Source organism: Commensalibacter sp. M0268 (assembly GCF_016101925.1).
Lineage (GTDB): Bacteria > Pseudomonadota > Alphaproteobacteria > Acetobacterales > Acetobacteraceae > Commensalibacter > Commensalibacter melissae.
Genome location: NZ_JACFPQ010000001.1, coordinates 536,265 through 554,754, shown reverse-complemented (window position 1 = coordinate 554,754; position 18,490 = coordinate 536,265). Strand labels below are relative to the sequence as shown.

Below are 18,490 nucleotides of genomic sequence, written 5' to 3'. Positions count from 1 at the left end.
TTTAACTTCTTAACAGCTCATTGATTGAAGTTTTTGAGCGTGTCCTTTCATCTACACGTTTGATAATAACCGCGCAAGCCAATCCAGGTAAAGTATTGCCGTCTTCACTTACCGCTTTTTTAGGCGGAAGGGTTCCGGGAACAACAACTGAATAAGCTGGTACCCGTCCCATGAACACTTCTCCGGTATTACGATCAATTACTTTCGTTGACGCACCTAAAAATACACCCATTGAAAGGACACTGCCTTTTTCAACAATAACTCCCTCTGCCACTTCACAGCGGGCTCCGATAAAACAATCATCTTCAATAATGACTGGAGCAGCCTGCAGGGGTTCCAATACTCCACCAATACCCACACCACCACTGATATGACAGTTTTTACCGATTTGTGCACAGCTCCCAACCGTTACCCAAGTGTCAATCATGGTTCCACTATCCACATAGGCACCCACATTGACAAAACTTGGCATCAAAACAACATTTGAAGCAATATAGGCTGAACGACGTACAATTGATCCTGGAACAGCACGAAAACCGGCTTTTGCAAAATCGGCATCCCCCCAGTTGTTGAATTTTAATGAAACTTTATCATAAGCGGCAATGCCAATTTCACTTTTCATGGCATGATTATCGTAAAGACGAAAAGACAAGAGTACCGCCTTTTTAATCCATTCATGTATTGTCCATTTTTGATCGGCTTGTGTTGCAACCCGTAACTTGCCAATATCAAGAAGATTTAATACTTGATCGACCGTTTCCCTTGCAACTCCCTGTGTTGTGGGCGATAATTGGGCCCGATTTTCCCATAATTTATCAATTTCATTTTGCAAGGCATCTATATCTGTCATAAATTTTTTCCCTTATCAATTATAAAATAATTTATATTATAATACTCTACCAGAACGAATTAAGGTCCCTGATCCACCTTCAGTAAATAATTCCAGTAAACAAGCATGTGGTACTCGTCCATCCATAATTACTGCAGCTTGGGCGCCAGCTTTAACTGCCTCTAAACATGTTTCAATCTTTGGAATCATTCCACCTGTTATAATTCCTGATGCTATTGCTTCCTTGGCTTCCTCTTCCGTTAATTCAGAAATAAGATTTCCACCTTTATCCAAGACACCCGGTACATCAGTTAACATAAATAATCTTGATGCCCTGACTGCCCCGGCAATTGACCCTGCGGCAATATCGGCATTAATATTATAGGTTTGCCCCTGTTTATCGGTTCCAATAGGTGCGACAACAGGAATTAGTCCAGAACCAGATAAAGCATATAAAACCCTAGGATCAATATGAACAGGTTCACCAACCAGTCCCAAGTCAATTGTTTTCTCACACTTGAGAGTTTCATCCCAGACATGTTTAACAAGCTTGTGCGCCTCGATTAAGCCGCCGTCTTTACCTGATATACCCACTGCCAAAGCGCCAGCCTGATTAATGAGGGTCGCAACCTGCTTGTTGACTGTCCCGGCCAGAACCATTTCAATCACATCAATTATAGCCTCACTCGTAATACGCAAACCATCAATGAAATTCGATTCAATTTCCATCCGCTTCAGCATTTGATTTATTTGGGGACCTCCCCCATGAACAATTATTGGATTGATTCCAACCTGTTTCAAAAGCGCAATATCATGACCGAAATCGTTTGACAAGTGATTGTCAACCATGGCATGACCACCATATTTGATAACAATCGTATCACCCGTATAGCGTCTTAAATATGGCAAGGCTCTTGCAAGCGTCTTGGCTTGTTCATGCGCCTCTTTGGCAGCTTCCTTAACTGACTCTAACGATTGATGATTACCCATAATAGTTAAATCCTGATGATTCTCTTAGATAAGCTGAGCCAAATCAGCCCGAAGTTCTTGAATACCTATATTTTTTAGACTGCTTGTAAAACGTATATAAGGATAGGCAGCAGTATGTTTTGCAATCAAGTCCTTTATCTCTTGTTCTTTTTGTGAAAATTGAACCGAGCTCAAACCATCACATTTTGTCATTACAATCTGAAATGTAACAGCCGCTCTATCCAATAAATTCATAATCTGATGATCACTTTCTTTAAGCTCTATACGAGCGTCAAGCAAAAGCATAACCCTTAAAAGCGTTGGTCTTCCCCTTAAAAAGGAAAACATCATCTTTTGCCAATCTTTTTTAACGGATTGAGAGGCCTTGGCATAACCATAGCCTGGCATATCAACAAAGACCAAACAACCACCAATATTGAAAAAATTCAATTGTTGAGTTCTTCCTGGCTCTGAAGAAGCTCTTGCCAGCATTTTTTGTCCTGTTAACGCATTAATCAAACTCGATTTACCTACATTTGAACGTCCGGCAAAAGCAACTTCCGGTAATAAGGAGGGTTCAAGCTGATTTAACCGTTGTGCACCAAAGAAAAATTTTGCTTCTCGAGAAAAAAGAAGCCGCCCAGCTTCAATAAACTGGGCATTTTCATCATTTTGATGAGTGGATATGCCATCTTTTGAAAACATGGCCACCTATCCTTTTTTTGATTTAGAAATGGCTTGCTTTTCCTTGATTGCCATATGTTTTTGAATAACAAGCTGCTGAATTGCTGTTAACAGGTTGTTCCAACTATAATAAATTACTAATCCAACAGGTTGCGTAGCCAGTACTACCGTAAAAATAACTGGCATCAATTGAAACATTTTCTTCTGGACAGGATCAATTACTGCAGGATTCAATTTTTGCTGCAAGAACATTGTTGCCCCGAATAACAAAGGCCAGATACCGACATGCAACAAAGGTGAAATAACAGAAGGATCAAAAGGAATAAGACCAAATAAATTCAGTATATTCGTTGGATCCGGTGCTGACAAATCATGAATCCATCCAAAAAACGGCGCATGTCGCATTTCAATTGTGACGTACAAATCCTTATACAAACACCAGAAAATCGGAATCTGAATTAACATCGGCAAACAACCACTGGCAGGATTTACCCCCTGCTCCTTGTATAATAGCATCATCTGCTGATTCATCTGTGCCTGGTCGCCTTTATAGCGTTCACGAATTTCTTTCATTTTTGGCTGCAAATCTTTCATCTTGCCCATCGAATGAAATTGTTTTGAAGCCAAAGGATAAAAAACAAGCTTTACAATCAAGGTAAATGTTAATAAAGCAAGACCGAAATTACCCCATAAACCATTTAACCAATCCAGAACGATAAAAATTGGATAGGTAAGAAATGAAAACCACCCGAAATCAACAGATTTCCAGAAATTGGGAATATGATATTCTTTTTCATAGCGGTTAAGAAGGTGAAGTTCCTTCGCACCAGAAAATACATTTCCATCCGTTACGACAACCTCACCAGGTCCTACAGAAATTGGCTGTTGTGAAGTGAAACCAACCTGGTATGTCCCTTTTTGATTTTCTGAATCTCCTGAATTATTCGCATGATCTTCTGGAACAAATCCATAATGAACTGTTACATTCTTATCCTGTTGTGGAACAATGGCATTTAACCAGTATTTATCGGTTATACCCGCCCAGCCCCCTTTACTGTTCTGACTCCAGGCAATATGATGTTCCCCTTTGGAATTTTCCCGCAGATATTTATAGGAATTTTGTTCCAGACGATCATTTATAATTCCTAATGGCCCTTCATGCATTAAATAGCCACCAACCTCTTTTGGTGCATATCCACGATTAACACGTCCGTAAAAAACAAAATGAACGGGTTGACTTGATTTATTCTTAACCTTTTGCTCAATATGAAAAAGATATTCCTTATCAAGTGAAATAATTTTCTGGAATTCAATTCCTGCACCATTATCCCAAGTCAGGGTTAAAGGGTGGCCAGGAGTTAATTTTTCTTCATCCGCCTTCCATACAGAAGTTGAATCAGGAAATTTAACAGACGTATTATCCGTATTAAACCAACCTGTTTCAATATAATTGGGTTTTTTACTATCTGCCTTGTCAAGGACTCTAACCAATGGTGAATCAGCTTTAACCGTTTCATGATAGTTTTTTAAAACCAAATCATCGAAAACAGCACCCCGAAGATTGATTGATCCTTTTACAGCGTTTGCCTCAAAAGGAATTCTCACTTCAGGACCAGTCACTTTTGCTATTGTTTTAATTTCATGAGGAATATTGGACTGGGACTGTCCGGTTCCAGTTTGTTGAGTCACCTGTTTTTCATTTTCATGCACTGAAGACGTTTGAGGCGTAAAATATTCAAATGCAAAAAGAATTAAAACAGAAAGTAAAGTCGCCAGAAAAAAGCGCTTATTATCCATTCAAAGCCAGCCAATCATTCTTTGTTTTAGAAAACTAATAACTTGTTTTTTTTGGAGGAACAGGGTCATTTCCACCCGCATTCCAAGGGTTACATCGCAAAATGCGCCATCCACCAAATAAAATGCCCTTTACAACACCATGTTGTTCTATAGCTATCTTCATATATTCACTACAACTTGGATTAAAACGACAATTATGTCCCAAAAATGGGCTTATACACAACCGATAAAAATCAATTGAATGAATAAGCAATTTTTTCATTTACGCATCAAATTTCATGCCAGCCTTCTTTAAAGCATGGTAAAAATCGTGGACGATATGGGGATAAGGTTTTGAAAAAGTTTTGTTACGTCCTATTAGAACCAAATCAACCCCACATAGACATATTTCTTTTCCAGCTTGATAAATCACGGCTCGCAATCGGCGTTTTATACGGTTTCGTACAACCGCGTTTCCTACTTTTTTTGTCACGGTAAACCCTACCCTTCCCGGTTGATTATCATGCCTGTTCAAGAATTGTAATACCAAACTGGATGTAGGGATTTTTTGCCCTTGAGCAGCCACTTTCAAAAAGTGCACTCTTTTTTTCAAGTGTAAAAGCTTAAAATCTGATTGAATTGACTGAACCCTTTGTAACCTTATCTTTCTAAAAAGTCGTTCTGACAAAGCAGATCTTACGCAGAAAGACGTTTACGACCTTTGGCCCTACGACTTGAAATAACCTTGCGACCGCCAACAGTAGCCATACGTGCACGAAAACCGTGGCGATGTTTACGAACAATTTTGGAAGGTTGATAGGTACGCTTCACGAAATTTCTCCTTAAAAATATTACAAATTGTATTTATTCCAGAATAAGCCATTAAAGGTCAACAGAATAATAACTCTTAAAAAGCTGTTTATAATCTGATTATGGGAAATCGTCAATCAAACTCAATAGCCATAAAATGTTTTTTATGATATTTTAAGAGAATTAATCAATATATATAATGCTTGAAAATGACATTTCATAAAAATCAATTCCATTTATGCAAAAATTTATTAAATTATGTTGTCTATTTGCTTGAAGGCGTTTTTGTTTATTTAATTTTAATGTTACTCTATAAATACAATTTAGATATAAAGCTGATTTTGCTATCTGGTTGCCTGATTTTTTGTGCAACTCTTTTTCTAATGAATTTCTTGTTTCAATCGCAAATATATAAAGTTAAAAACAATCATTATCGACAACTTTCACTTTTAAGACATGATGTTAAGGGCTTGTTATCACCAGCCTTATTACAGGCCGATCGCATCATCCTCAATAAGTCTGCTGATAAAAAAATTATTCAATCAGCAGAATCAATCGCCAGTTCTATTGAAAAAACTTCTGATTATCTAAATTCCACAAAAAAGATTGATAATTTATTCTAATCATTTTGAATGAGTTCAATTTTGTAACCGTCTGGATCCTCCACAAAAGCTATGAATGTTTTCCCAAATTTAACGGGTCCTGGTTCACGAGTAATTTTGCCACCCGATTGTCTAATTTTCTCAACCAATTGGGTAACATCATCAACACCAAAAGCAAGATGACCAAATCCTGTTCCCACATTATAGGGCGTTTCACATCCCCAATTATAGGTCAGTTCGAGTTCTGCCTCACCTTTGTCATTACCTTGATAGGCCATATAAACCAATGTATACTTACCCTCTGGCACATCCTTACGACGCACTTCATGAAGCCCCAGCTTTTTATAAAATGAAATGGACTTGTCAAGATCGAAAACCCGAAGCATTGTATGTAAAAACATTGACATTCAATTTTCCTTACGCAAATATTTTTGTTCAAATGTCACAGGATTATAGCTTAACAGAAACAGGCCTTTTTGATTTGCAATTGCAACCATTTCGTCTTTGTGGATTAATAATGTTCCCTCTGCCTCGAAGGCGATACCTCTTAATCCGGAATAATGGGCATTATATACCGTTTTTGGACCAATGGTTGGCATATCGGCTTTTCGTTCCTGATTCGGTTTGACCTGTTTGATCAAAATGCCGCCCAAACCTGGTTGCTGACAGTCTTTCGCCCGTTTTAACATGGCATCAGTTCCTTCCATGGCTTCTACAGCAATAACCAATTCATTTTGAACAATACATGCCTGTCCAATATCAAGCTCTCCTATAACTTTATTAATTTTAATTCCTTTAGCAATATCCTGTAAAGCCAATTTATCTGGAATAACATCTCCTAAAATTCCCTCATATACAGGCTGTAAAAATTCATGAGCTCCTCGTACTGTAAACCCTTCCTCATTTAGCACACGAACAAGGGAGGCAAGCAATCCATCATCTCCAGCAAAAAGGGCCTTACCTATTTTTCCTAATATTCTTACCCCTTCCGAGTCTGGACGAAGATCAAAAAATGATGGTCGTTTTACTGGTCCAATCAAGACAAGCTCTTTACAATTATTCTGGCGTAAAATATTTAGAATATGTCCTGCAGCGGCTAATCTTACATATTCATGTGGCCAAGAGCTGACAATATGAGGTTCTGCAAAATCCTTAAAAGCCACAATAAAAATAGAATATCCTTTTTTCTTTGCAGCTTCTGCAACCTTTCCTGGCAAAGGTCCTCCTCCTGCCAAGATACCTAAAACAGGCTGTTGTCGGTTTTTATCCATCTAATATTTAATCATCATTTTCAGAAGAGGAAATCATGCGTCCAACTTTAACCAATCCACGTCGGCTCGGATTCTGAATAAAATCCAGTATTTCCTTTACACGCTCAATATGTCCATATTTTTCGTGCACTAATTTCAACCGTTCATCAAAAACCATTTCTTGTTCATTTTCTTTCGGGAAAAGAATTCGATAAACGCCTCTTAAAGCATGCAACTCCTGATTTTTAACCCCATTTCGTTTCAGCCAAATCCAATGCATTCCCACCAAACGGGCCCGATTACCTATTACACTACCATAGGGTATGACATCAGATTCAACTCCTGTTACACCCCCTACCAGGGCCCCTCTACCAATTCTTACGAATTGATGAATAGCTGCACATCCCATAATTCGGGCATCATCATCTATGTGAACATGCCCCCCTAGGACAACATTGTTCACAATGATCACTCTATCTCCTAAATAGCAATCATGTGCAATATGAGAGTTAACCATTATCAGACAATCGGAACCTACGCGGGTCACCCCATTTCCGATAGCTGTTCCGCGATGAATTGTCACTTGTTCCCGAACAATGGTACGGGCACCAATGATACAGCTTGTCAACTCACCTTTATATTTCAAATCTTGCGGGGCCAGACCAATTGTAGAGAATGGATAATAGACTGAATCTTTACCCAAAACAGTTTTTCCCTCGACAATGACATTTGCTATAAGTTTTGCACCATCTTCAACAACAACATCATCACCAACAATACACCATGGACCAATATGTATTCCCTGTCCCAACTTAGCTTTTTCAGACACAATTGCCGATGGATGGATATAACAATCACGAGAGGAACGATTTTTTTGTATATTTTTTGTCAGAGTTTCCTCCATCCCCTTAAAATACTTTAAAAATAACTCAATATCTATAATTATGATAAAATTAAGTTTATATTTTAAATATTTCCATAAATGAATTTTTAGCCAACAATCATGGCACTGAAAATTGCCTCAGCCACTGAAACTCCATTAACTTTTGCTATACCGCGAAATTTCCAGACATTTGCACGGTTACGTTCTTTTTCCACATGAATATGCAATTGATCCCCTGGAACAACGGGCTTTCTGAATTTCGCGCTATCCACAGTCATAAAATATACAAGTTTACCTTCGAATTCACTTCCAAGTGTTTTTACAACCAAAACCGCTGCCGTCTGAGCCATAGCTTCAATTATTAAAACACCAGGCATAACAGGATGTCCCGGAAAATGCCCAATAAAAAACTGATCATTTACCGTAACATTCTTAATTCCTGTTGCAGAGCTTCCCAATTTTACATCAACTACACGATCAATAAGCAAAAATGGATATCGATGCGGAATAGCCTTCATTATTCCCTCGATATCAATAACAGATATATCGATTTCACTATTTATTGTATCTGATTGAACTGTAGAATTTTCTAGATTTTTATTCACGTTTTCAAACCATTATAAGAACGAAAAAATTAATTATTATTGCAAAACAAGAATGTTCATTCTTTTTCTTTTGAAGACGACTTAACAAGACGCCTTAAAAAAGCAACATTTCTGAAAAACTCTCGAAAAGGCATTGCCGGACTACCAATTACATCGGATTTAGCATCAATATCCGACATTACACCACATTGTGCACCTATTCGGGCATGTTCCCCAATATGGATATGTCCAATCAAACCTGCCTGTGCAGCAATTGTAACGAAATCCTCCAATCGGGTCGAGCCGGATATTCCAGCCTGGGCTACCACAATGCAGCACTTTCCCATTTGGACATTATGCCCGATTTGAACTAGATTATCTATTCTCGATCCCTCACCAATAACCGTATCTCTTACCGATCCCCGATCAATTGTTGAGTTAGAACCAATTTCAACATCGTCTTTCAGGATAACTTTACCTATTTGAGGTACACTTAAAAAACCATGTTCACTAATGGCAAAACCAAATCCATCCTGTCCTATCCTAACTCCTGGATATAACGTAATTCTATTCCCCAGAATTGCACAGCTCAAAGAAACATGACTTCCAATTCGACAGTTTTCACCAATTTCCACACCCTGTTCAATGACAGTATGTGACCCAATAATTGAACCCTTTCCAATTTTCACGTTTGCCTTTATCACTACAAATTCCTGGATTTCAACTTCATCATCAATCTGGGCAGTTGAGTCAATACAGGCAGAAGAATGAATACCGGCTTGAACCGAACTTTTAGGATAAAACAAAGATGCTATTCTCGCCCATTCCAAATACGGGTTTTTTGTTACCAATGCATGAGAATGATGGGGTATTTTATCTGCAAAAGCAGGTGAAACAATTATTAATCCGGCTTTTGTTTGAGATAGCAAGTCAATATATCGTTTATTATCAAGAAAACTAACCTCATTTTGCGTGGCTGATTGCAAAGGTGCAATTCCCATTAAATCAAAAGATTTATCTCGACCATTGTATGCCGGAACAAATTTGGCTTCAGAAGTCCCAATAATCTGTTCCAGGGCAATAGGCGCAGATTTTTTAAAAAAACGAGAATCACCAGGACAATTATTAATTGTATTCAGATTCACTTTATAATAACACCTGATTTTATTAATTATTTAGTTGTTTTCTTTGGTTCAACCGCTTTGGTCTGAGGTTTTTGAGGTTCAGGATTCGCTGTTGTTGGCATTGTTCCACTTTTTGCCAATTCTTCAGGATCGACATTTGCCGCAGGCACAAAAACAGATGGTAGATTTTTATTAAGCTCTTTTAAAACATCATTTGTAATATCGAGCTCATTAACGCTTAATGCGACTTGCTCACGATGTAGTACCAAATTCATATTATGACTGGAAGCCACATTCTGAATAATCTGAATCAATTCACGTTCAATCTGTCCAAAAGAAACTTGTGCCGCCTCTTGAATAATTCTGCTTCGATTGCGAAAATCCTTTTGTGCCTTTAAAACACGTGCCTGTAACTGACGTGCACGCGATTGAATTTGTTCAGAAGTCATTGTTCTAGCTTTTGCCTGAATTTGCTGCTGTTCCGAACGCCAAACTTTTTGTTCTTTTTGAACATCCTGTTGCAGATTGTCCCTACGGGCTTCCAATAATTTTGAGGCTTCAAGATAAGCGGTTGATTGACGCATAACATCCGGAACACTGATTACCCCAATTACAGCCTGTGGTGGTGGGTTGGATTTTGCAATAGGAGCTGGTGTCGGAATTGGCGGTAATGGCAAAACAGGCTGATTTTGATTCTGCATATCGGTTTCATCGGAATCATCCGTGTCAGGAACAGAAGCAACCGGTACAGCTTTACTAACATTAGCAGTGGAATGCTTTACTGTTTTTGGCGTATTGATAACAGGTTTTGTCTGGCTCCCTTTAGGAATGAACCATCCATTATTCTCGTCTGCGGCATGAACAGAATTATTAAATCCAGAAAATGAAGGAATAATCATTAACCCTGTCACTGCCAAAAAAAGCTTTAAATTTTTTGCCATTATAAATCCTTAAAACTGTTGTCCAAAACCAAACCTTAATAGTTGTACCCGGTCACGTCTCTGTTTGACAATAGGTATACCAACATCAACATTCAACATACCGAAAGGACTTTTCCATGAGATACCAGCACCAGTACTTACACGCGGTGTCATTGAATTTCCCCAAATCGGTGTATAACGATCTCCATCAGTCGCTTTATTGGTATAACGACGTTTGACACGCATTCCTCCCAAAGCACCCATATCCACAAAATAACGACCCATTAAACCCAGATCACGTGAAGCGGGCATGGGAAAATTAATTTGTGCTGAAGCCGTGTACATGAAACGACCTCCCAGGAAATCTTCCTCACCATGGGATTTACCCTCAACCACATGACTGATTGGATGGGTTCTTGGTCCAACTCCACCATCATAGAAACCACGCAGATTGTTACCACCAAGATAAAAGTTATCAATAACACTTCTATGATTATGTCCTGAAATATCGCTTATATACCCTGCACCACCACTGATACTCAATGTCCAATCACGATTACCGGTAAAATCATCCAGGGGGAAATACTGGGCAGCATCAATTTTACCGCGAACATATTTCGTGTCACCACCGACACCAGCAAAATCACCACCCAGGCGAACCAAGGTTCCACTGTGAGGATTCATTCTCGAATCTCTCGTGTCATAAGTAATCGTCGTACCAATTTGCGACAAGAATGAATAGCCTTTTTGATCAAGAATATAGAAAGATGAATGGCTCCAAATATCATGAACCCTTCTTTCCATAATCGAATATGTCCATTGCTGTGACAGAACGTTATTAAACGCGTATCCGATACGGAAAGTTGCGCCATACCTGTTTTCGGCATAGTTCTGATAAGTCTGATAATTATTTTCAAGATAGAATATATCAATTCCCGCAACCATATTTTTACCCAGAAAATATGGATCTGTTATCGAAAAATCAGCTTGTCGAGCATAATAGGCCATCGTACCGTTAATTCCCGCATCAACCCCTGTTCCAAGGAAATTACGCTGCCTTAACCCTATATTTCCCAACACACCGGAATCCGTGGAATATCCTCCCCCTAGTGAGAATTCACCTGTTGGTTTTTCCTGAACATTTACAGAAACCATTCGTTTATCAGGAGCGGAACCTTTACTTTTTTCTACTTTGACAGTTTTGAAATATCCCAAATCCTCAACTGATTGCTTTATATATTTTTCGGTTGTATCAGTAAAAGGATCATTTTCAGCTATAGGCAACTCACGACGGATAACCTTATCCTGAGTCACCGTATTACCGTTAATGTCTATTCTCTCAACATAAACCCTCGGCCCTTCCATAACATCAAAAAGCAGATCAACAATCTTTTTTTCCGGGTTACGCGCAATTTCAGGTCTTACCACGGCAAAAGGATGCCCCTGTGACTGCAATGTCTCCTGAATATCTTTAGCTAAGTCATCAATTTCCTTGCCATCATAGATTTGCCCTTTACGTATTGGAATCATCCGTTGAACTTTTTCAGCTGTCACATTTTCAACATTTGAACGGGCATCAACCTTACCCAGACGATATTGAGGCCCCTCTTCCATTGTATAGGTGATATAAAAAGATTTATGGTCAGGTGATAATTCACCCGTAGCATTGATCATTTTGAAATCGACATAACCGTTACGTAAATAAAATCTTCGAATCAATTCCGCATCATAACGGACACGTTCCGGATTATACTGATCGGAAGAGGAAAAGAATCGATACCACGCAGCTTCTTTTGAAGAGGTTACCTGACTTAAACGTGCCTCACTGAATGCATGGTTACCAACAAAAGTAAGTTTTTTAATTAAAGTTTTAGGACCCTCATCAATTCTAAAAACAACATCAATACGATTATGAGACAGGTTGATAATTTGTGGCGTAACAGTTACTGAATAACGTCCTTTTGCACCATACATGGCAAGGATACGCTGACGATCAGAAGCAATCAGTGAAGGGGAATAAACAGAACGCGCCCTCAAGGAAGTGTATTTCTGAATATCCGTATCCTTGAGTTTGGAATTACCCTCATAAGCTACACGATTGATAATCGGATTCTCTATAACCTTGATTTGTAACGTACTGCCGGAACGATGCAGACTTATATCTTTGAATAAACCTGTGGCATAAAGTGTTTTTAAAGAACGATCCAATAAATCCTTATTAAATGGATCACCTGGTTGAGCCAGCATATAAGAAAGAACTGTCGGGGTTTCAACTCGATCATTTCCATATACTTCAATTGATTGGATAATGCCGCCCTGTTTCGTTATTTGATTATCAACAGAACGCTTTTTATTACGGGATTTTTTTATAGAACTTCGACGATAATCCGCTTTTTTATGATGAGATGCATAAGAAGTTTTACTTGTTGTTTGAGCATGTAACGATACGCACATAAAAGGAAATATGCATACAGAAGCAAACAACGCCGAACGTTTACCGGACAAATCAGCCACCCTTTATTACCAAAACAAATCCATTCAATTCAATATCACAAGAAATACAACAATTAAATCAAATTTTATTTCTTAAACTAAAGGGGTAACGATTTTTAATCCTTTTTACAAGTTTTTGATTACAGAAATTGAATAGAATTTATTTACTGTGGCTTGTAAACCAGCTTATCAAACCTAATTGTGAAATATCGTTATATGTTGAAAATAAAAAAAGCAACAAAATCAATCCGAAACCGATTTGAAATGCCCATGCCTGAATTTTTTTATGCACAGGTTTACGACATACAGCTTCAATAACATAAAATAATAACCGTCCTCCATCCAACATTGGAATCGGAAACAAATTTATAAGGCCTAAATTAATGGATAAGACTGCCATCATTAAGATTAATTGATCAAAACCTTTTTCAGCAACTTGACCAGAAATCTGGGCTATTTTTATTGGTCCGCCCAGTTCACTCAAGGAACGTTGTCTGGTAACCATCTGCCCCAGTCCAATAACAGTGTCAGCGGTTATATTCCATGTTTCTCGGAATGCATATACGACAGAATCTTCGATTGACAATCGATGTTTTTCAACAAAAATTCTGCCCATGACAATCCCCAACTGCCCTACTGATTTATGGTCAATTAATTTTGAACTAATTGTGATCGGTAATGAAACTTCCTTACCTTCTCTCTTCACAATCACCGTTGTCATCATTCCCGGATGCTTTTTCGCAAATAAAGCCAGGGATTGAGCATCAGGATTTTTATATCTGTCAATTTGAATAATAATATCATTAGGCTTCATACCAGCTTGGCTGGCAGCACTATTGGGAACAATATTTTCTACCACTGGTTTAATAAAAGGTTTACCTGAAATTGCGAATACACCGGCAAACAGGATCACGGCTAAAACAAAATTAAAAAAAGGTCCTGCAAAAATAACGATTGAACGATCCATTACAGGTTTTGCATGAAATGTCTTCCCCGGAATCCAATTTGCTTTTTGTTCATCCGTGGCATCTTCCGGATCTTCAAATCCATGCGGTTTTACGTAACCACCCAACGGAATAGGACATAATCGCCATTCGGTTCCAACCTTATCACGCCATTTATATAGCGGTTTGCCAAAACCAATTGAAAATACGTCGACATGAACCCCACGCCAACGTGCAGCGAAATAATGACCAAGTTCATGAATGAATACAAGCACTCCTAATACAAATATGAAAGAGATAATTGTTACTATAAACGCATGCATCCAGTCTTACCCTATATTTCTTAGATTAGTTATTGTAATTGTTCAGCCACTCTTTTGCGCAACGACGAGCTTCCATATCCCAATGCAACACATCTTCTAGTGAATTCGCCGTCGGTGCATCAAGTTTTTGCATGACGGTTTCAACTAGAACCGCTATATGGAGAAAACGAATTTTTTCATGAAGAAATGCATCAACTGCCACTTCATTGGCTGCTGATAGAATGGTTGGCGCACATTTACCAGCTTTCAGAGATTCACGTGCCAATCTTAAAGCTGGAAATCTTGTTTCGTCAGGTGCTTCAAAATCTAACTTTCCTGCCTTGGCAAGATTCAATCGTTCAACATTTGAATACATTCTCTTTGGCCACGCCAGAGTATGAGCAATTGGAATTCTCATATCTGGAGAACCAAGTTGTGCCAAGATACTTCCATCCTCATATTGTACCATACTGTGTACAATGGATTGGGGGTGGATTAAAACATCAATTTTATTCTCGCTTACGGAAAACAACCTGGCCGCCTCAATAATTTCCAACCCTTTATTAAACATTGTTGCTGAATCAATGGTAATCTTGGCACCCATCGTCCATGTCGGATGTTTTAATGCCTGATCTAGTGAAACATTTTTCATCTCTTCAAGGGAAAATTTTCGAAATGGCCCACCAGAAGCGGTTAGAATGATTTTTTCGATTGCATTATATTGTTTATCCGCCATTGACTGAAAAACGGCATTATGCTCGGAATCAACAGGAAGTAATGTCGCGCCAGCCTCTTTCACGGCCTTTAACATCACATCTCCAGCTGAAACCAAGGCCTCTTTGTTAGCCAAGGCAACATAACGACCGTTTTTAACGGCGGCCAAAGTTGGTTCCAAGCCAATGGCACCGGTAATAGCCGCCATTGTCCAATCAACAGGAATAGCTGCCGCTTCCAAGACAGCCTGACGTCCTCCCATTACCTTTACAGGGAAAGAATTCAGCAATTCTTTCAATTCTGGTAAAAATTGATCATCTGCAATAACAGCATATTCAGCATTAAGCCTAATTGCCTGTTCAGCAAGTCTTTTAAAATTCTTGCCTCCAATCAAGGCAACCGTTTTGAACGCCTGGGGATCTTGCAACAAGAGATCAACTGTCGAACACCCAATACTTCCTGTACAACCCAATATTGAAACCGTCTTCATTTCCTGAAAATCCTCTTCATGTCCAAAACCAGAATGCTCCCTTGATTATTTAAACAAATATAAAGGTATATTAGGTTTTATATTAAATATTAATTGATTATTAGCTAGTGATCCACCATTCCATTTGACACCCTCTATTTCAGATGGCAGGAAAAAAGTAAGAAGAGCGACCAAAATTGATACTGTCAACAAAGCATCGCAACGATCCAGAACCCCCCCATGTCCGGGAATGATTTTGCCTGAATCTTTAACACCTAAAATACGTTTAAGTTTACTTTCAAGCAAATCACCAATTTGCGCCATAATACCGATAAGAACACTCAAAACACATCCGATAAGATAGGAATGTCCTATTCCTTGATTCAAATATCCAATGATACAGGCGCCGATGCACCCGGCACCAATCAATCCACCTATAGCCCCCGACCAGGTTTTTCCAGGAGAGACAGAAGGAATGAGTTTGGGTCCACCAACAAGCTTTCCAACAAGATAGGCACAACTGTCACTTGCAATAACAACCGAAACAATCCAGATGATCATCCAGGTTTGAAAGCCTGTCATAAACCGTAGCCACAATAAAGATAAACCAGCGCCACCGATAATCACTGATCCCAACCATAATTGTGGTCCAAAAATAAAGGCAAACCCCAATATGATATAAAGCGATTGTGTCCACATTCCTTCAAGGGCGGCGCAATAGGCTATAACAGGCCAAAATAAAAACAGGCACCCCTTAAAATTTTTATAACTAATTTTAAAAAGATTTTCCCATTCATATACCATTACGATACTTATAATGGAAATCATACCGATGTAATACCATTCACCCCATACGATACAAATCAAAGCAGCAGGAACAATAATCACTGCAGAAACAATTCGTACAGGCAAATCCTGCCAGGAAGCTTGCTGATTATTATTCACTATCTTCTAATCCCGGTCTGGCACCAAAACGTCGTTCCCGACGAATATAAATATCTATAACCCTATCAAAATCCTTTTTGTCAAAATCTGGCCAAAGCGTATCAATGAAAATTAATTCAGCATAAGCGGCCTGCCATAAAAGAAAATTTGATAATCTGCTTTCACCACTTGTTCGTAAAATAAGATCTGGATCTGGTATATCTGCCGTAAAAAGATATGATGCAAATAAATCTTCTGTTATGTCCCGTGAATCAAGCAACTTATCAACCCGATCCTGACAAATTCTCTTAACTGCCTGAATAACTTCTCCTCTCCCTCCATAGGAAAGAGCCAAAGTCAGGACAAGCGCATCATTATTCTTTGTCAAATATTCCACTGCATGCAAATCGTTTTGAAGATTTTGGTCAAAACGTGTAATATCACCGATTATACGAATACGAATATTCTGCTTATGAAGCTTTTTAACTTCGCTTTTAAGGTAAAATTTCAAAAGTCCGGTTAAATCTGATACTTCCTCTGGTGTTCTTTGCCAATTTTCAGAAGAAAACGCATAAAGAGTCAACCATCTTATCTTTTTTTCAATAGCAAATTCTATACTTCGTTTAACCGCCTGTGCACCTGCACGATGTCCGGCAATTCTCGGCAATCCTCTTGCAGCCGCCCAACGACTGTTGCCATCCATAATGATCGCAACATGTTGGGGTATTTCACAATCATCCATTGTTGATGATATTTTGACATTATCATGAACAGTAGGTAAAACCATTAATTATCAACCTGATGTTTATGATCTATACCTGTTTAATGTCACGTTCTTTTTCAGCAAAAACCTCATCAATTTTATTAACATACTGATCTGTTATTTTCTGAATTTCATCAGACCAATCTTTTACATCATCTTGGCTGATTTCACCTTTTTTTTCAGCAGCTTTGGTTTTGTCCATTCCATCACGACGAACACCCCTCACCGCAATTTTTGCATTTTCAGCATACCGGCTTGCAGCCTTAACCATTTCATTACGTCGCTCTTCGGTTAACTGTGGAATAGGCACTCTAATTAATTGCCCGTCAGGAATAGGATTCAATCCCAACCCACTTTCCCTTATCGCCTTGTCTACAGCGGATGCTAGCGTCTTGTCCCATACTTGAACAGATAACATTCGTGATTCTGGCGCTGTAATGGAAGCGACCTGAGTAATTGGTGTAATGCTTCCATAAGCATCAACGCGAATAGGCTCCAGCAAGGCCGGAGTTGCACGTCCCGAACGCAACCCTGCCAGATCATGCTTAAAAGATTCAATAGCGCTCTGCATACGTCGTGTCAGATCCTGCTTTAAACTATTAATATCATCAACCACATCAACACCTTTTAAAATTATTAAGATTATTTAATTTATCTTTTACTTATGATTTGAAGAAGAAGCAACCACTCTGGTACAAACACCATTACCCAACAACACATTTTCAAAATTGCCCTCTTTGTGTACATTAAACACTATCATTGGCAACTTATTATCCTGAGCCAGACTGAAAGCCGTCGCATCCATGATATTTAATTCCTTGATGAGAGCCTCAGAATAGGTGATTGTATCATATCTTTTGGCATCAGGATTGTTCTTGGGGTCGCTATCATAGACACCGTCAACCTGTGTCCCTTTCAGCATAATATCACATCCCATCTCAATGGCTCGCAACGCTGCAGCTGTATCCGTAGTAAAATAGGGATTTCCCGTACCCGCCGCAAAAATAACCACCCGTCCCTGTTTTATATGTGAAATAGCCTTGTTTCTTACATAATTTTCTGCAATCTGAGGAATATCAATCGCCGACATGATACAGCTTTCAATATGATGCTGTTCCAAAACATTATGCAAAACAATTGCGTTAATCACTGTAGCTAGCATTCCAGCATAATCACCATGAACACGATCTATTCCCTTGGAGGCTGCAGTCATGCCACGAAAAATATTGCCACCACCGATTACCAAACAAACTTCCACACCAGACTTAACAACATTGGCGATATCGCTTACAATAGCGTTTGCAACTTTGGGATCGATACCATAACTACCTTCACCCAGTAAAGCCTCACCTGAAATTTTCAATAAAACTCGTTTAGGAACAATTTTTTCTGAAGAAACCATTATAAATTCACATTGTAAATAAAGTTTTTTTAAGTGGTTAAAGATATT

At 38.7% G+C, this 18,490-nt stretch carries 21 protein-coding genes; 1 reads left to right on the top strand and 20 read right to left on the bottom strand.

Going from position 1 to position 18,490, the window contains the following annotated elements; all coding sequences use genetic code 11:
- Nucleotide 1: 1 nt before the first annotated feature.
- From dapD to rpmH, 7 genes are read right to left on the bottom strand one after another with little or no spacing between them, the layout of a single operon-like run.
- On the bottom strand, nucleotides 2–850 hold the full coding sequence (gene dapD / locus H3R28_RS02480) for a 2,3,4,5-tetrahydropyridine-2,6-dicarboxylate N-succinyltransferase (protein ID WP_122123702.1): 849 nt from the start codon (nucleotides 848–850) through the stop codon (nucleotides 2–4).
- A gap of 36 nt (nucleotides 851–886) precedes the next feature.
- Entirely contained in the window at nucleotides 887–1,819 is a 933-nt protein-coding gene (gene argB, locus H3R28_RS02475; protein ID WP_198208986.1) for an acetylglutamate kinase, read from the bottom strand.
- Nucleotides 1,820–1,843: 24 nt separating this feature from the next.
- Nucleotides 1,844–2,503: a ribosome biogenesis GTP-binding protein YihA/YsxC gene (gene yihA / locus H3R28_RS02470; RefSeq protein WP_198208988.1), complete on the bottom strand. Its 660-nt coding sequence runs from the start codon at nucleotides 2,501–2,503 to the stop codon at nucleotides 1,844–1,846.
- A 6-nt stretch (nucleotides 2,504–2,509) separates the two neighbouring features.
- On the bottom strand, nucleotides 2,510–4,279 hold the full coding sequence (gene yidC, locus H3R28_RS02465) for a membrane protein insertase YidC (protein WP_198208990.1): 1,770 nt from the start codon (nucleotides 4,277–4,279) through the stop codon (nucleotides 2,510–2,512).
- A 34-nt stretch (nucleotides 4,280–4,313) separates the two neighbouring features.
- Entirely contained in the window at nucleotides 4,314–4,541 is a 228-nt protein-coding gene (gene yidD, locus H3R28_RS02460; protein ID WP_155565576.1) for a membrane protein insertion efficiency factor YidD, read from the bottom strand.
- The gene (gene rnpA / locus H3R28_RS02455; RefSeq protein ID WP_198185369.1) at nucleotides 4,542–4,898 is read right to left on the bottom strand and encodes a ribonuclease P protein component; all 357 of its coding nucleotides are present in this window, start codon (nucleotides 4,896–4,898) and stop codon (nucleotides 4,542–4,544) included. It abuts the gene before it with no gap.
- A gap of 56 nt (nucleotides 4,899–4,954) precedes the next feature.
- Nucleotides 4,955–5,089: a 50S ribosomal protein L34 gene (gene rpmH / locus H3R28_RS02450; RefSeq protein WP_110438144.1), complete on the bottom strand. Its 135-nt coding sequence runs from the start codon at nucleotides 5,087–5,089 to the stop codon at nucleotides 4,955–4,957.
- 371 nt (nucleotides 5,090–5,460) lie between these two features.
- Between rpmH and H3R28_RS02445 the strand changes: the two genes are divergently transcribed.
- Complete coding sequence (locus tag H3R28_RS02445; RefSeq protein ID WP_155565578.1) at nucleotides 5,461–5,691, top strand: hypothetical protein; 231 nt, start codon at nucleotides 5,461–5,463, stop codon at nucleotides 5,689–5,691.
- Here H3R28_RS02445 and gloA read toward each other — a convergent pair.
- The 13 genes from gloA to pyrH all read right to left on the bottom strand — a co-directional run bounded on the left by gloA (nucleotide 5,688) and on the right by pyrH (nucleotide 18,442).
- Nucleotides 5,688–6,077, bottom strand: coding sequence for a lactoylglutathione lyase (gene gloA / locus H3R28_RS02440; RefSeq protein WP_198208992.1), 390 nt, complete (start codon nucleotides 6,075–6,077; stop codon nucleotides 5,688–5,690). The two genes, H3R28_RS02445 and gloA, sit on opposite strands and share 4 nt — an antisense overlap.
- Complete coding sequence (locus H3R28_RS02435; protein ID WP_155568216.1) at nucleotides 6,078–6,941, bottom strand: LpxI family protein; 864 nt, start codon at nucleotides 6,939–6,941, stop codon at nucleotides 6,078–6,080.
- A 7-nt stretch (nucleotides 6,942–6,948) separates the two neighbouring features.
- On the bottom strand, nucleotides 6,949–7,824 hold the full coding sequence (lpxA, locus tag H3R28_RS02430; RefSeq protein WP_198185239.1) for an acyl-ACP--UDP-N-acetylglucosamine O-acyltransferase: 876 nt from the start codon (nucleotides 7,822–7,824) through the stop codon (nucleotides 6,949–6,951).
- A gap of 86 nt (nucleotides 7,825–7,910) precedes the next feature.
- The gene (gene fabZ / locus H3R28_RS02425) at nucleotides 7,911–8,366 is read right to left on the bottom strand and encodes a 3-hydroxyacyl-ACP dehydratase FabZ (RefSeq protein ID WP_347400847.1); all 456 of its coding nucleotides are present in this window, start codon (nucleotides 8,364–8,366) and stop codon (nucleotides 7,911–7,913) included.
- 98 nt (nucleotides 8,367–8,464) lie between these two features.
- Nucleotides 8,465–9,532 (bottom strand): UDP-3-O-(3-hydroxymyristoyl)glucosamine N-acyltransferase, encoded by a 1,068-nt coding sequence (gene lpxD / locus H3R28_RS02420; RefSeq protein WP_110438150.1) that lies wholly within the window; start codon nucleotides 9,530–9,532, stop codon nucleotides 8,465–8,467.
- Nucleotides 9,533–9,558: 26 nt separating this feature from the next.
- Complete coding sequence (locus tag H3R28_RS02415; protein ID WP_122124277.1) at nucleotides 9,559–10,410, bottom strand: OmpH family outer membrane protein; 852 nt, start codon at nucleotides 10,408–10,410, stop codon at nucleotides 9,559–9,561.
- Between the two features lie 51 nt (nucleotides 10,411–10,461).
- Nucleotides 10,462–12,885 carry an outer membrane protein assembly factor BamA gene (gene bamA, locus H3R28_RS02410; RefSeq protein ID WP_198196095.1) on the bottom strand — a complete coding sequence of 808 codons (2,424 nt, stop codon included), beginning with the start codon at nucleotides 12,883–12,885 and terminating at the stop codon, nucleotides 10,462–10,464.
- Nucleotides 12,886–13,084: 199 nt separating this feature from the next.
- Nucleotides 13,085–14,191 (bottom strand): RIP metalloprotease RseP, encoded by a 1,107-nt coding sequence (rseP, locus tag H3R28_RS02405; RefSeq protein WP_198208994.1) that lies wholly within the window; start codon nucleotides 14,189–14,191, stop codon nucleotides 13,085–13,087.
- Between the two features lie 25 nt (nucleotides 14,192–14,216).
- Nucleotides 14,217–15,374 carry a 1-deoxy-D-xylulose-5-phosphate reductoisomerase gene (dxr, locus tag H3R28_RS02400; RefSeq protein ID WP_198208996.1) on the bottom strand — a complete coding sequence of 386 codons (1,158 nt, stop codon included), beginning with the start codon at nucleotides 15,372–15,374 and terminating at the stop codon, nucleotides 14,217–14,219.
- A gap of 45 nt (nucleotides 15,375–15,419) precedes the next feature.
- The gene (locus tag H3R28_RS02395) at nucleotides 15,420–16,298 is read right to left on the bottom strand and encodes a phosphatidate cytidylyltransferase (protein ID WP_198185236.1); all 879 of its coding nucleotides are present in this window, start codon (nucleotides 16,296–16,298) and stop codon (nucleotides 15,420–15,422) included.
- Nucleotides 16,291–17,064, bottom strand: coding sequence for an isoprenyl transferase (locus H3R28_RS02390; protein ID WP_232349711.1), 774 nt, complete (start codon nucleotides 17,062–17,064; stop codon nucleotides 16,291–16,293). Before H3R28_RS02390 ends, H3R28_RS02395 begins: the two co-directional genes overlap by 8 nt.
- Nucleotides 17,065–17,089: 25 nt before the next feature.
- On the bottom strand, nucleotides 17,090–17,611 hold the full coding sequence (gene frr / locus H3R28_RS02385; RefSeq protein ID WP_155565942.1) for a ribosome recycling factor: 522 nt from the start codon (nucleotides 17,609–17,611) through the stop codon (nucleotides 17,090–17,092).
- Nucleotides 17,612–17,698: 87 nt separating this feature from the next.
- Nucleotides 17,699–18,442: a UMP kinase gene (gene pyrH, locus H3R28_RS02380; protein ID WP_110438157.1), complete on the bottom strand. Its 744-nt coding sequence runs from the start codon at nucleotides 18,440–18,442 to the stop codon at nucleotides 17,699–17,701.
- Between the last annotated feature and the right edge of the window lie 48 nt (nucleotides 18,443–18,490).